Below are 13,291 nucleotides of genomic sequence, written 5' to 3' on the forward strand. Positions count from 1 at the left end.
GTTTCAAGGTTTCAAGGTTTCAAGGTTTCAAGGTTTCAAGGTTTCAAGGTTTCAAGGTTTCAAGGTTTCAAGGTTTCAAGGTTTCAAGGTTTCAAGGTTTCAACGCACTGTTTCTGTAAAAAAGATGGTGTCAAAAATGTCTTGATGAGGACTTAAAATGTCAACATCATAGGTATGGAGATAATTGATTGTTAAGTTGGTTTGGAACTCTTCATAAAGAGCGTGAGCCTCAGTAAGCGCATACATAAAAGCGGTCGTTAAGGATTTTTTTTCATCATCTTTTTCTTTTTGGATCATCCAGAAAGACCTTTTTAATGCGATTTTATGAACTAGAACCTTATGCTTTTTACCTTTAGCTGTTATTAGCGTCTTGATACTTAAGAAACTCTTTGCGCGTATCCTTAGCTTTTCTTTACTTGTGGAGCAAAGCGGTTTTTTTCAGCAGCGGCTAACATTTCTTTTCTTCTAAAATAGATCGCTCGGCCACATCGTAAAGGGGGCTGTCCTTGCATAAGGATAATTTGTTCATCTTGACGCATCTCTTGAATAACTTCATGAGGTAAAATCAGCGCTCTTTGCTGATAATTGATGTTTTGAGAACCTTTTGTTAAAGCTAAGCCCCTCGATTTGCTTGTTCCGGTTACTTCGATGGTCATTTGACCACAGCGTTCTGAAATATCTTTGGCTGTTTGTAAATCTTTAATGGCAGCATAACTCACGAATGAACAGCTTTCAAACCATGACCTTGCTCCCGATTCCCCAAAGTGATTAACCAACTGACCAGAAGATTGATAAAAAAGCATAAGGGAGGTACCATATTTACGTCCACGGTCGCGTGCTTCTTCTAAAATATTCATATAACCAAGAAGATCGACTTCGTCCAAAACAAACAAAACACGTTTTTTGTAGTTCCCATCAGCGGTAATCATTGCATTGAGAAAGGCTCCAATAATGACCCGTCCAATTGCTGGATAACTGTTTAAAATACTTGCAGGGAGATTGAGAAAAACATCTGTCTTTCCGTTGGTGATATCCGATGAAGAAAAATCATTTCCGCAGACAAGATTAGCGTAATTGGATAAAGAAAGCCACTGAGTGTCCTTTGAAGCCGTGGTATAGACCCCTGAAAAGGTTTGATCTGCCATTTCTGTGAAAATACCAACCATTTCACGAATAAAAGGAGAAGGGGTTGTTTCTTGTATCATACGTAATTGATTGACAACAGCTGTTTCTGATTGAGAAAGTATACCACGCAATGTTTTTAAATTACGCTCATGTTCTTCATATTCATCAGAAAATATCACATGCGCAAGGAGAGCGGTTAAAAGATTATGCGCTTGTGTTGAAAAATATTCTGCAGAAGAATTATCTGATTTTTTATCTGTGAGAAGCAATTTGGCAAAACCCACTATATTGGCTTCACGTTGTGTGCGTGGGACGCTGTCGTCTAAAAGCCAATCAAGCACATTAAAACTTTTTGTTAAAATTGAATTGGGGTCTAGAATAATAACATTTCTATTGCCCATCTTCCTCCGCGCAAATCTAACCATTGGTGCGACTTCGGTTGAAGGATCAAGGCAAACAATAGAGCCTGGATATGTTAAACAGGTTGGAACCACTGTGCTTGTTGTCTTATAGCCACCAGACCCAGCGAAAAAGATCATATGGGTTGAACCAAAATCAAGATTAAAGGTTAGCAAAGGTGCTTTCCCACCCTTGCCCCATGTCGTTTTATTGCCGGGTGCAAAGGGGATATTACACACGTTATCTTGATCAACACGGTATCTTTCGCCAACAACAATTTGACCATTGGCCGGAAAGATTTTTGCTGCTTCTTTTAATTGCATCCAAGAGGCATCTCCGAAAATGCCTTTTTTGGCGCGCTTGATTTTGTTTGCACGCGGAGACGTGATCATGACTTGGACAGCTAGAAGAAAAACACCAACGATGATACCAAAGATAACCATCGGATCCATGAACTTGAGAGCATAGCCCCAAGTGATCCCTTGTTGACCAACATAGGGGCTTAAACGTTTTATTTCACCAAAAATATGGTATAAAGCAGTCATTCCAAAAAAAAGAGATGAAGTAAACGTGATTGCTTTGCGTAGGTGCAGTTTTTGCGAAAACGTGTAAAATAATGACACAATGGCAAATAGAACCAGTCTCAATAAAGGTTCTGAACGAAGATACCAATAAATTTGATGCGTTTGCAGTTCACTTGTAACAAACAATAGTAAATAAGGAACGAGAAGGATCGTTAAAGTTCCTAAAGCGATTGGTGCTAAAATAAGCACCAACTGCATTTTTGTATATTTCATTTGTATTTTACCTCCGGTTTGATCAGGGGGTGTCATAAAATGACATCTTCAAAATCAATAAGATGGCATTAAATATCTGTCTCTTATGGGTAAGAAAATGCCAAAATCGTTTTTCTTCATACGTGGTGTTAGCTTTTTTCCATGTGTGGTGTAGAATAAAGGAGAATGTACTAGTTTTTAGCTGGCTATAGCGAGCGTTTGCGAGCGATGTGTTTTGATCGTTTGGGCTTGCTGGTGTGCTTCTTTCACTTTTTGAACGGTTTCTGTAATTTCCTTTGCTTTATTCTCTGACACACCAACACTTTTCGCTAGTGTTACATGATCATTGCTTTTGATCGCTTTATGCTCATTTGAGGAGAGGCGATCGTGTAATTTACCTACAAAAGTGCGAAGTTCTTGTTGCAACATAGGAGAGTGCAATAAGGCTTCCCTTTGTTGGTCTGGTGGTAAAGAAAGGAAATCTTGTAGGTTCTTACTTGGTATCTCTACCGCTTTTTCGCGGCGGTTTTGTTCGCTTTGATACTCTTGTGTGATTTCTTTTCTCGCATGTTTTACAGCATGTGCATAATTTACCACTGCAGTACAGAGCATCTCGACGTGTTCTTCAGCCTCTGCGCGTGCTCGGTTTTTCAAGCAAATGAAATCGAAACCTGCAAGGTTGGAAACAGAGCTAGGAGATTTTTCAATCTGATTAGCAAGCCGTTGTCCTAGTTCTGGATTTTTATTCATTTCTTCCATTTTGGCGTTTAATGTTCTTGAACTGCCATAAACAATTTTTGTCAATTTTTGGATTTGATCTCGGCAGGTAGAAACACAAGCATCTTCCGAAACCATTGCGGAAAGTTCACTTTTTGTCAAAGGAGTTAATGTCTCCTTTGGGATGAGTGTTTTTTCTAGCTCTTGTGTCGTGGGGACTGTAAAGGTGAATTTGTCTCCAGGCTTTAGTGTTTCCAGTTGTGCGAGTGGGAGATGGTCTTTATTGCCAATGATGAACGCTCCTTTTACGTTGAATGCAAAGCTATGAGCACCACAACCTATATAGGTGCCCATATAAATTTGACCTTCTTGAGCAACCTGAACAGGACGATCATTAACATTGCGCCCACTCTCTTTCATGTTATCCATAAATTCCCTTAAAAGGGAGGCTCTTTCTGGATGGGAGATATCGTCAAAGAGATGTTGCATAGGTTCTAGATTACCATCTTCTTCTGCTGCAATACTGGAAAGCATCATGCGTTTTTTTGTGACAAGTGAAAAGTCAAGTCGATGACCAGCTGTTTCCGCGAGCTTTTCAAAAAACACCCGTTGCGCTCGTCCATTACCCTCTCTGAAAGGGTGGGTCTGGTTGAGAAAAGTAAATAGTTTCACGGCTTCAACGACAAAGTCTTCACGCGTTAAGCTTTGTAAATTGTTTTTCTCGGAAAGTTTTTGATCGAATGTTTTTAAGCCTTCTTTGATTTCGTCACCGATCGCGAAATGATGATCCCATCCCGTTCTTTTCATTTCTGGCCTAGTGGTAGAGCTGCCATCTTCAAATGTAAAGATTTCATCACGGGTATGTCCAGCCCATTCAAATGTATTTTGAAACAAGCGATAATGAAGATATTTTAGATAGGAGCTATCAAAATTTTTGGGTGGTAGTTCTTGACGCAAATTTACCATTTCTTTTGCTGAATCATGGGAACATTTTTCAAGAAAACCTTTCAACTCCTCTATTCCATATTTATTGTTCAGGACATTGCTACCAGGGTAGGTGTAGTGATGTGGGGGAACCTCTGAAAGATGTTTTGTTTTTGCTTTTGGCATTGTTATCTCCTTGATAAGAAAGCGTTGTCCATAAGAGTATTAAATTCCTCTAATGAAATTTCTCCCCTCGCATATTTTTCTAAAATTTCGAGCGTTTTAGGATGGAGTGCTATCCCTTCAATCGCATGCGTGCTGATGGCTGCGTCAACCGCTTCACGGCGCTTTTGCAATTCTTCTGGTGTGATTGATGGAAGATCTTCTGTTATCATCATTTTCAATGATTTTTCCTTTCTTTGTATTTTCAGCGATTGCTTTAAGCGTTTATGCAGCAGAGATTATTTAGTTTCCTCCGAAGATATTTCGCTGTTTGAACGGATCATAATAAATTTCTGTGACTTTAAATTTTCCTTCAACACGTTTGCACTGAATGATGATATCAATCATTGAAATCAACAATCCCCGAATATCATCACGCTCTAAATCACCACCACCTTCACTTTCTTTGACCAAAAGAGTCATTTGTTCAAAAGCTGAAAGAGCAGTTGAGGCATGAACTGTGGTAATTGATCCTGGGTGTCCTGAGTTGACATTGCGGATATAATAAAAAGCTGTACCATCTCGAAGTTCTTGTAAAAGAATACGGTCAGGACGCATGCGTAATGCAGATTCAAGCAGTCTTTTGGGACCAACAGAAGCCAAACCTTGTCCATCTTTTGAGTAGATCATAGAAACATGGTTTGGTTGTGGCACAACCAATTCTGGCGTATCTTCAATGGTGATAATACGCTCATCATGAGGAATTTTGGCAATTAATGCTTTTGAAAGCGTTGTTTTGCCAGAGCCGGTTTTCCCAGCAATCAAAATATTTTTTTGGTGCTCTACAGCTTGATTTAAAAAAGTAACAAAATCCTTATTATAGTAAGAGGTTACCAAATCATGTTCAATGTTTTTGAGTTCATGCAAACGCGATTGATAATCAGTTATGGGGGTGAATGATATCTGTTCACATAGTGAAAAAAGTTCTTTTTTTGCGAGATCTTCAAGAGCAAAACTCTGCGACGAAGGTTTACGTATTGTCATACTGATGGTGTTTTGTTCTACTGCTGGAGGAATGACAATTTGAATACGTTCATTGCCCGGTAAGGTAGCAGATAATATTGGATTTTTGTCCGATATGTTTTGCTTGGAATAAGAAGCAACAACTTTAGCAATTCCCATAAGTTCATGAAATGAGAGCGCAGGGACTTCTATCGTTTTCCATCCCTCAATACCTTCAGTCATCACTTGATAAGGACGATTGATAACAATTTCAAAAAGACTCTCATCTTTTAGAAAAGCACTGATTGGTTCAAGCTTTGTTAAAACAATAGCGACGGTTTCATCGTTCAATTTTTGCAAGTCTTGGTTCATTTCAATGTCACGGAAGAATTTTTATAAAAGTTTCTTGAAAGAGCTCGATTAATAATTTGTTTTTTGTTGTCGATAACTTTCAATTTATAAACACTGGAAAAATCTAAATCGCGGGCAACAAAAACATTCACCATTTCTCCTTGGTTTTTTGTCAAAGTTGGAGGGATATTGGCGTAGTTTTCTACCAGAATATTTGCAATGTTTTGTCCTGAAGAGATGGTATCATTATTGCCTTTCTCGCTTTGAACTTTTGCAAAACGGCCCTTCGCATATTCTGTTGCATCTTTGACAATCGATAGAAGAAGAGCAGATCCAATTCGTTCGAACCAATGATTATCAATATCTCCATCAATGCCGGAACGCCCTAGGGAGTCTGTTGCTGGGGAAGCTAATGTTATAACAACACCATTAGGTGTTTTGGCTCTATTCCATAAAACAAAGAGACGATTTTGTCCTTTTTTTAATCCCGAACGGTATTCGCCAACAATTTGTGTCCCTTTATCGAGGAGAACAACACGTCCATTGTCTGACAAGATATCTCTAGAAACAATACAACTGGTAAACCCTTGTTGATCACTGCTGATTGCTGTTTCTAAGATACATGGAATAGAAGTCCCCATTGCTATGATATAATTGCGATTGCCAAGGATCGAAGCACGAAGACCTCTAAGAGTTGTTGGTTTGAGGAGATTATTAAAGCGTTGCGCTGTTTCATCGGGTTTGTTTTCTGGTTGGTGTGACAAAGCATTATTATTGTTTATTATATTTGCTTGGTTCTGATTTGTCGTTGTATAAGCTAATACGGGAGAACGTTGTGCTGCTTCTAAGAGTGTAGCATCCGGCTTGGATTGGTTTATTGTGGGCGTTGGTAGCTCGACCTTGGGTAACAGATTGTTATTGGGTTGCGTTGGTTCAAGGTCGAGTGATATAGGCTTTGGTTCTGCAGGGCGGAAAAGTTCGGTTTGCTTAATGATCCCTTCTTTGGGAATTTCAACAGTTTGTTTTTTATCTGTGACAAGCGTTGAGTATGCTAAATAAAGACAGACACCAAAAAGAAGAACAAGAGCAGCTGCTTTGCCCACATTGCTATGTTGTTTATTTCCATGAGCGTCTTTTATCGTATCACGATCATTGATGTCTTTTTCATCGATTTCGTCATTCATGGCCGTTTCCTATATTCACTTTACGTTGTACCGATGGTGATGTCGTACCCGTTTCTGGGTTAATTCCTTCAGGGACAAACATTTTATTAAAGATGCACAGTACGTCATTTCCTCGGCGCAAAATAAATCGTGCAGCCGTGGCATGAACAATAACTTGGTTGCCTTTAATCGATTTTGGAACGAGAGATTCTTGTCCATCGAGAGAGACAAGATAAATGGCAGGAATTTCGCTATTGCCCAAAAATGTAAAGGTTGTTGTTTTTCCGTTATCATAAACAGAAGTCGGTTCGATTAAGTGTGAACCTTGTGCAACATAAGCCCAATTGCGTGGCCCAAAATTTTCATGGGTGTTTAAAATATCATTGACAAAATTTTCCTCGCGCTGTGCAGCTTTTGCTGCTTCAGCTAATTTCTTGCGCAAGGCTTCATCCTCTGGATAACGAAACTTTACGAGAAAATATGTTTCATTGCCTGCTGAGACCTCACCTTCACGCACTTGTAGTTCAAATTGATAAGAACGCTTTGTTCCATCTTGACGGCTTGTGACAATTTGTAAATTGGTAACAGGCTGAATTTCTCGAGGTTTTAAAAAAACAAAATGACCAGCTGGTGCAACTTGCCAAGCAACAGAATTGCCAATTCCTACATAGGCAACTTCTTCATCTTCAGCAAATTCAATCTGGACCGAAGAACGAATAGAGCCAATAATTTGTGTGACATTATGTGGATCATAATTGATAAATCTAATACGATTGTCTTTGCGAGCACTCATAGGCGCGATTTCTGCAAATGAAGCAGATGTATGAGAGCTTATCGCAATAATGAAAGCAAAAAAGAGTGTTTGTGATAGTTTGATCATTGTATCACCTCTGGGTCGGATCTATATTCCGATACTTGAAAGCCAAGGGGATTAATTAATCGATCTTCTGTTGAAATTTGTGCGTTAATGTAAGAGAAATTTAAGATCGAAACCCAATGGGAAATCGTTTCTTGTCCATTTAATTCTCGGATTGTTTTGTAGTAACGCACTTGAATAAGATCTTTACTTAAAAAAGAGATCGATTTAACTGTGACTGTAGCGGTTTTGTTTTGGTAGATATTTTGCGGACTTTCTGGATTGTTGCCCCCGTACCATTTCGCAAAACGGTTTTGTTCTGCTGGTGAGGATAAAAGAGAGATCAAACGAAAATTATTTTGAGCCTCTGATGCTTGAAAACCCTCACGTGCACGAACATATTGACTAGAAAAGTAGCGTGTTATCGCTTCGTCATAGTCGTTTGGAGCATCTTTTAAGGCACTCACCGTATCAACAATACCTGTGGAATTATCAACGCGGATGACAAAAGGCTCTACGGTTTTTAAGGGTGTTAAGGCAACCACAGCTAAAGCTAAGGCGATCGTCATCAAGCCAAAAAGGATCGTTAAAGCTATGGAAATTTTCATTCGTATGCGCATGCTATGCATGCGATCAATATCAAATGAACGTGCTTCTTTTACATATTCATCAAATTCATTACTTTTCATGGGAAACCTCTACAACTTTATGCGAGAGTGTTTCATGGTTTAAAAAATTCAACGCAGTTGCATGCCGCACGTCAGCCATTGCTTTTTCACTTTCTAGTGTGTTGAGGATAATGGGAGTCGTGACGGGTCTGATGGTTTTTTCTTGTAAAATGATGCCGTTACCTTCCCAATTCCACTTATCTTTGTTTAAAGCGCGGGTATGTTGACCATTACATCGTGGTGGTTTTTTGGGACCTTGAAGAGAAGCACAGCTTGCCAAGACCCCAGATAGGGCGATGGTAAGGATCACAAAAAAAGTTATTTTTCGTTTCATTTTTTGAACTCACAAATATTTTGGAATACAATGCATGATAGCTCTTGCTTTGAATAATTTCACAAAAGCGTGCAATGGGAGATTCTGATTGGTTTCATAAAACCGAAGCTATCAAGTGTTTTGCACAAGATCCGCATGGTGCGTGCGCTCACTCGCGCACGCCGTGCAAAAACAAAGATTATGGTTTCTTTTAAGAAGTGTCTCATATTAAAACCGTCCACGACCACGACCTCCACTTGTTACTGCTTTAGCAGCTTTCGCTGCAGCACCTGCTGTACCAGAAAGTCTTGAAACCGCATTTTTTGCCGCACCTCCACCAGCTTTAGCACCACCAGAAATCATTGTGAAAATTTGTGCTCCAGAAGAAATACCCGCTCCAAAGTATGGTCCACCAGAGGCAAGGGCAGAAGCAATGCCAGGAAGTGTTCGGAAAAGAATGGCTCCTACTACAGAAATGACAACAACAGGAGGGAAAAGGTAATAGATTGAATCATAGCTACCTCTGAGAACAAACAGGATAATTTTGCACATAATCGTGCCAAGCATGATCACGAGGACTTGCAAAATGGTAAAATTAACCAAAGTTGAAATCCATGCATCTGTATATTTTCTGGTTGCATTGAACAAATAAAGACTAATAAAGAGGGGACCTAGACCTATAATCATTACAAGGGCAATCTGAGCAAACATTTGAACAATGAAGCCGCCAATACAAAAAACAATAACAGCCATAATCATTAATGAGCCAAGAAGGCCAACCATGATTTTTTCAAGGAACCAAGCTTTTGCTAAGACCTCTTGATAGCGTGTGCTGGCTTGTAATAAAATATAATCAAAAACATTAGAGCCAGAAGGATTGCCGTTAAGTGCATTTCCAATAGCATTTACAAGATCATTGAAGAAAATATTTTTGACATAGATATTAAATGTATCCGCATTCGTTGCCATTGTTGTCACAACAACAATTTTAACAACGTTATTGAGAAGACTATTCATGGAAAGGGCAACGCGTCCCGTCATCACATTATAGCTATACAGAAAGATGAAAATAATTGCCGCAAGATTAAGCGGAGCTGAAATAGCCGAAGACAAACCACTCACTGTTGTGTTCATCACATCATCGAGTGGTTGTAAAATATATCCAGCAATGCTTTCAAAGGGAGCAAAACTAAAGTCTGACATTGGAACTCTCAAGCTTTGCTTTTAATTCTTCTTCAAGTTTTTTATGCTCTTGTCGGGCTTCTTCTTCATGGAGTTCTTCTGTTGTTTTTGTGTTGTTTGCTTTAACCATTGCAGATTGAAGTTTTAAAGAATCCATTTGAAGACTTGCTTGAAGAAGGGATAACTTTATTTGAAGCGCTGGCAATTCTTCAGGTTTAGCTGTTTGAAGGTTACTTTCTATCTCCTTAATTTTTGTTTGAGTTTCAGCGATTGATGCATGGATAGATTCTAATTCTTCTACTTTTTGAGTCTCTGATGCTTTCTTGCCTTCTAATACTTGTTTATAATATTCATCTACACTGGGGGTGCCTTCTTGTGCGAGTGCATGAGAGATGCAAGATAGAGATAAGAGTGTGATTAAGCCATATTTTCTCATTGTTTTTCTCTCCTTTGATGGAAAATGGGCAGCCACTGGTCAGGGTTTGCTCCATATTCGCTGATAATTTGATTGACGAGTTCGATATTTTTGGTTGTGCCGCTTAAGACGGCAATCTCATCGTTCATTCCGCGCAAATTAAGCTCAGCAACGACAGAATTTTGCCCCTGTTTAATGAGAAAACGACGAGATTCTCTGCTCAATTCCGACTGTATCAGTTCAAACTCACGTTCAGTCAGTTTGAAATCTTCGACATAATCGTTGTAATTTGCTTTTTGATTTGGAAAAAAAATTTGTGTAGGACACTGCTCAATAATTGTGTGTGCAATTGTTGATTTTAATGCATCTTTAGGACTCTGTGTGGCAAAGAGCATCATGCCATTTTGTTTACGGATTGTCTTAAGCCGATCTTGCGCAAAAGCTTTGAAAGAGTCATCTTCGAGCGCTTTCCAAAACTCATCGATGATAATAATAATGCGTCGTCCATCAATAAGATCGAGAATGCGGTTAAATAAATACATCATTAAGGGGCGCCGTATTTCTTCATTGTCTAAGAAATCGGTCATGTCGTAACCAATGAATTGTGCATCTAGGTTAAGATCATCTTGGTCATTATCAAACACCCAGCCTAAAGCATTGCCTTTGATCCAAGGCTGTAATCTTATAGCAATTCCTTCTTTTGATGTGTTATCAAAAAATAGTTGAAGGGCACCAAGAGAGCGTTGCGCAAGGGGTAAACTTTCCAGAGAATCTATAGCTCTCTCAATATCTTGTCGTTCTTGTTCTGTTACGACTTGCCCTTCAGTTGTGACAAGTTTTAAGACCCAATTACGAAGGAAAATCTTATTTTTTTCCGTGTATTCCATGCCCTTTAACGGTGCAATGCCAGTGGGTTGACCATTTTTCAAAGGCTTATATTTTCCGCCTCCAGCGCGCACAAAAATTTCTGCGCCTTGATCTTTATCAAAAAAGACCATTGTGGGATTGTATTTTTGTGATTGAGCAAGAAGAAAATTAACGATAACTGTTTTACCAGAACCCGATGGACCACAAATAAAAGTATTGCCAAGGTCACCATAATGAAAATTGAAATAATAAGGAGAACCTGCTTGCGTTTTCAGCAATGCTACCGCAGGTCCCCAAATATTGCCTTTCAGTTTACCAATGGGAAAAGAGTGGAAGGGTGATAAAGCTGCAAAATTCCTGCTGGTAATAGCTCCAGAACGCGCACGATAGCTAAAGTTTCCAGGTAATTGTGCCCACCATGCAGCTTCCAATCCTAAATCTTCTCTGGCAATAACCGCCCCGCCATTGGTTAAATGCGCACGTGCTTTTGAGAGATTTTCAGACAATTCTCTAGGGCGAATAGCAAAAACAGCTAAAGAAATATGATGTTCACCCAAAACAAAACGATTTGACTCTAAATCATCAAGTGCTTCATCAAGCGCATCAATTTGTGAACTGGCACGATCCGCCGCATTAATCATTTGGTTTTGCTTGCGTCCCATAATGATACTTGCAGCCGCTTTGCTCTTAAAAACAAAGGACTGTGTTAAGATAAATTCAAACGGTGCTGTCAGCAAACCATCGGTCATACCTGGGCGGGTTTTAGAAGGATATTCTTTCCATCCAAACATACCAACAAAACGTTCATTGCTTTCATGACGAATTTCAATCGTTTCTTTGCCAAAAATAATGCGATCTGAATAAATCGTAGAGGCAATGGTGCCAAATGTAAGAGGAATGCGTTCACGCCTTCCTCCCACCAGTTGATGAAGAAATTCACTTTGTTCGGAAAACAACATGCCTTCATGTTCATAAATTGATAGGAGGCGGGCGTCATAGCTTTCTAGCCCTTGTATAAAGTCTTCGCTTAACTCTTCAATCTTACGAATGGCTTCGCTATCTGGTTCCGATTGTGTTTTTTTGGCTTTCGTTAAACGTTGAAAAAATGCAGAAAGCTGTTCAGTCTTATCTGCCGCTGGATTCCAAAGTAGTGAAACAAAAAGATCATTTCTATAGAGTTCTTGCGAAACCATTTTCTTTTTGTATTCTTCATCTAATTTCGCTGCAAAAGATGAGGAAAACTCGCTCTCTGGATAGATTGTTTCGCGCCGGCGGATGATATGAGAATATAAAGCAACACGCTCATCCGCAATATTTTTCAATAGAGTATTTAATTGATTGTGTAAGGAATTTAATTGATCAATATCGGCAGTGTCAAAATTTACCCCCTCAACGGCGATCACTGTCATTAAGCAGCGCGAACTTAAAGCAATGACATGCTCATTGATATGACGTATGTAGGGAATATAATCTTCAGGCAAAGATTCCTGTTTCATCACTGACGTATTCTTTTTCACTAGAGCAATTCCTTATAAGTACGAACAAGTCGTAGTGGAGAGGTGGATCCTCCCCCCCATCTTTGGATATTTTTTTGTTTTCCTCGGGTATTGAGCCAAGCAAACAATACGCGAAATTGGTTATGGTCATGTTTTGTCACTTCACGCAAAACAAAGTGCATACCAATACCAATACCAATCATTGTAAAACCACTCGTCAAAATGAAGAGAACGGACGTTGCCATGACATTAAGCGCCATTGCTTCCATTGTGACACCAGCAAACATAGCGGGCCTTGTGCATGCAAGAAAAAGAGTATCCTCATTCATCTGTCTTGTCCCTATTCATTTTCTATGTCGTGCCCACCAATTTACCAACAAGAGCAGGCGCACCAAAAACAATACCAATGCCGATAATGCAGTAAGCTGCTTTGCGTAAATCAATAAAGCCGTACATCCAGCCAATACCTACGGCACAAACACATATAATTGCGATGAGCCTTGCTGTTGATCCTGTCATCATCGACACGATATTCTGCAAAACGGTATCAATATTTCCTAATCCACTTGCCCCACCTGTGGCAGCAGAAGCAGCATAAGAAGGATTGAACACAACAACTGCTGTTAACAGCAACATAATAACGATAAAAATGATGTTCCTGGATATATTGTTTGTCATTTGACCTCTCTTTAAGTTACGTTGACATTTTCTTGTCTTTAAAGGCTGCTAAAGGACTCTTACATTCATTACAGCCCAAACCATCCCACGGTTATGTTTTATAAAAATTTTGATAGTGGTTCTTGCTCACTCTCAGAATCCTCTTCTCGAGAGATAGAAGATTTTCATGTTACAATTGTATTGTATGAAAATGGCAA

The 13,291-nt window shown here is 39.3% G+C and carries 14 protein-coding genes; all 14 read right to left on the reverse strand.

Going from position 1 to position 13,291, the window contains the following annotated elements:
* Positions 1-99 precede the first annotated feature (99 nt).
* Positions 100-297 carry a hypothetical protein gene (locus tag ABID39_RS05755; protein WP_354186921.1) on the reverse strand — a complete coding sequence of 66 codons (198 nt, stop codon included), beginning with the start codon at positions 295-297 and terminating at the stop codon, positions 100-102.
* A 104-nt stretch (positions 298-401) separates the two neighbouring features.
* The gene (gene traG, locus ABID39_RS05760) at positions 402-2,321 is read right to left on the reverse strand and encodes a Ti-type conjugative transfer system protein TraG (RefSeq protein ID WP_354186977.1); all 1,920 of its coding nucleotides are present in this window, start codon (positions 2,319-2,321) and stop codon (positions 402-404) included.
* Positions 2,322-2,498: 177 nt separating this feature from the next.
* Positions 2,499-4,127, reverse strand: a complete 1,629-nt coding sequence (locus ABID39_RS05765) for a BID domain-containing T4SS effector (RefSeq protein WP_354186923.1) — start codon at positions 4,125-4,127, stop codon at positions 2,499-2,501.
* A 2-nt stretch (positions 4,128-4,129) separates the two neighbouring features.
* On the reverse strand, positions 4,130-4,339 hold the full coding sequence (locus ABID39_RS05770) for an antitoxin VbhA family protein (RefSeq protein ID WP_354186925.1): 210 nt from the start codon (positions 4,337-4,339) through the stop codon (positions 4,130-4,132).
* A gap of 67 nt (positions 4,340-4,406) precedes the next feature.
* Positions 4,407-5,477 carry a P-type DNA transfer ATPase VirB11 gene (virB11, locus tag ABID39_RS05775; RefSeq protein WP_354186927.1) on the reverse strand — a complete coding sequence of 357 codons (1,071 nt, stop codon included), beginning with the start codon at positions 5,475-5,477 and terminating at the stop codon, positions 4,407-4,409.
* Positions 5,474-6,640, reverse strand: a complete 1,167-nt coding sequence (gene virB10 / locus ABID39_RS05780; RefSeq protein ID WP_354186929.1) for a type IV secretion system protein VirB10 — start codon at positions 6,638-6,640, stop codon at positions 5,474-5,476. The genes virB11 and virB10 overlap by 4 nt, the downstream gene beginning before the upstream one ends.
* Positions 6,633-7,499: a P-type conjugative transfer protein VirB9 gene (gene virB9 / locus ABID39_RS05785; RefSeq protein ID WP_354186931.1), complete on the reverse strand. Its 867-nt coding sequence runs from the start codon at positions 7,497-7,499 to the stop codon at positions 6,633-6,635. Before virB9 ends, virB10 begins: the two co-directional genes overlap by 8 nt.
* A complete protein-coding gene (locus ABID39_RS05790; protein ID WP_354186933.1) occupies positions 7,496-8,164 on the reverse strand; it encodes a VirB8 family type IV secretion system protein in 669 nt (222 codons plus the stop codon). The genes virB9 and ABID39_RS05790 overlap by 4 nt, the downstream gene beginning before the upstream one ends.
* Positions 8,154-8,477, reverse strand: a complete 324-nt coding sequence (locus ABID39_RS05795) for a type IV secretion system protein VirB7 (RefSeq protein WP_354186935.1) — start codon at positions 8,475-8,477, stop codon at positions 8,154-8,156. The genes ABID39_RS05790 and ABID39_RS05795 overlap by 11 nt, the downstream gene beginning before the upstream one ends.
* Positions 8,478-8,684: 207 nt before the next feature.
* Positions 8,685-9,659, reverse strand: coding sequence for a TrbL/VirB6 family protein (locus tag ABID39_RS05800; RefSeq protein ID WP_354186937.1), 975 nt, complete (start codon positions 9,657-9,659; stop codon positions 8,685-8,687).
* Complete coding sequence (locus tag ABID39_RS05805) at positions 9,646-10,074, reverse strand: type IV secretion system protein VirB5 (RefSeq protein WP_354186939.1); 429 nt, start codon at positions 10,072-10,074, stop codon at positions 9,646-9,648. Before ABID39_RS05805 ends, ABID39_RS05800 begins: the two co-directional genes overlap by 14 nt.
* A complete protein-coding gene (locus tag ABID39_RS05810) occupies positions 10,071-12,416 on the reverse strand; it encodes a VirB4 family type IV secretion/conjugal transfer ATPase (protein ID WP_354186979.1) in 2,346 nt (781 codons plus the stop codon). Before ABID39_RS05810 ends, ABID39_RS05805 begins: the two co-directional genes overlap by 4 nt.
* A gap of 20 nt (positions 12,417-12,436) precedes the next feature.
* Positions 12,437-12,745: a VirB3 family type IV secretion system protein gene (locus tag ABID39_RS05815; protein WP_354186941.1), complete on the reverse strand. Its 309-nt coding sequence runs from the start codon at positions 12,743-12,745 to the stop codon at positions 12,437-12,439.
* 22 nt (positions 12,746-12,767) lie between these two features.
* Positions 12,768-13,094, reverse strand: coding sequence for a TrbC/VirB2 family protein (locus tag ABID39_RS05820; RefSeq protein ID WP_354186943.1), 327 nt, complete (start codon positions 13,092-13,094; stop codon positions 12,768-12,770).
* Positions 13,095-13,291 lie beyond the last annotated feature (197 nt).

This window comes from Bartonella japonica (assembly GCF_040545385.1).
Taxonomy (GTDB): domain Bacteria; phylum Pseudomonadota; class Alphaproteobacteria; order Rhizobiales; family Rhizobiaceae; genus Bartonella; species Bartonella japonica.

Bases quoted from the DNA above. Each gene is read 5' to 3' on its own strand.
- ABID39_RS05755 (WP_354186921.1), bottom strand. From the start codon at position 297: ATGATCCAAAAAGAAAAAGATGATGAAAAAAAATCCTTAACGACCGCT.
- traG (WP_354186977.1), bottom strand. From the start codon at position 2,321: ATGAAATATACAAAAATGCAGTTGGTGCTTATTTTAGCACCAATCGCT.
- ABID39_RS05765 (WP_354186923.1), bottom strand. From the start codon at position 4,127: ATGCCAAAAGCAAAAACAAAACATCTTTCAGAGGTTCCCCCACATCAC.
- ABID39_RS05770 (WP_354186925.1), bottom strand. From the start codon at position 4,339: ATGATGATAACAGAAGATCTTCCATCAATCACACCAGAAGAATTGCAA.
- virB11 (WP_354186927.1), bottom strand. From the start codon at position 5,477: ATGAACCAAGACTTGCAAAAATTGAACGATGAAACCGTCGCTATTGTT.
- virB10 (WP_354186929.1), bottom strand. From the start codon at position 6,640: ATGAATGACGAAATCGATGAAAAAGACATCAATGATCGTGATACGATA.
- virB9 (WP_354186931.1), bottom strand. From the start codon at position 7,499: ATGATCAAACTATCACAAACACTCTTTTTTGCTTTCATTATTGCGATA.
- ABID39_RS05790 (WP_354186933.1), bottom strand. From the start codon at position 8,164: ATGAAAAGTAATGAATTTGATGAATATGTAAAAGAAGCACGTTCATTT.
- ABID39_RS05795 (WP_354186935.1), bottom strand. From the start codon at position 8,477: ATGAAACGAAAAATAACTTTTTTTGTGATCCTTACCATCGCCCTATCT.
- ABID39_RS05800 (WP_354186937.1), bottom strand. From the start codon at position 9,659: ATGTCAGACTTTAGTTTTGCTCCCTTTGAAAGCATTGCTGGATATATT.
- ABID39_RS05805 (WP_354186939.1), bottom strand. From the start codon at position 10,074: ATGAGAAAATATGGCTTAATCACACTCTTATCTCTATCTTGCATCTCT.
- ABID39_RS05810 (WP_354186979.1), bottom strand. From the start codon at position 12,416: ATGAAACAGGAATCTTTGCCTGAAGATTATATTCCCTACATACGTCAT.
- ABID39_RS05815 (WP_354186941.1), bottom strand. From the start codon at position 12,745: ATGAATGAGGATACTCTTTTTCTTGCATGCACAAGGCCCGCTATGTTT.
- ABID39_RS05820 (WP_354186943.1), bottom strand. From the start codon at position 13,094: ATGACAAACAATATATCCAGGAACATCATTTTTATCGTTATTATGTTG.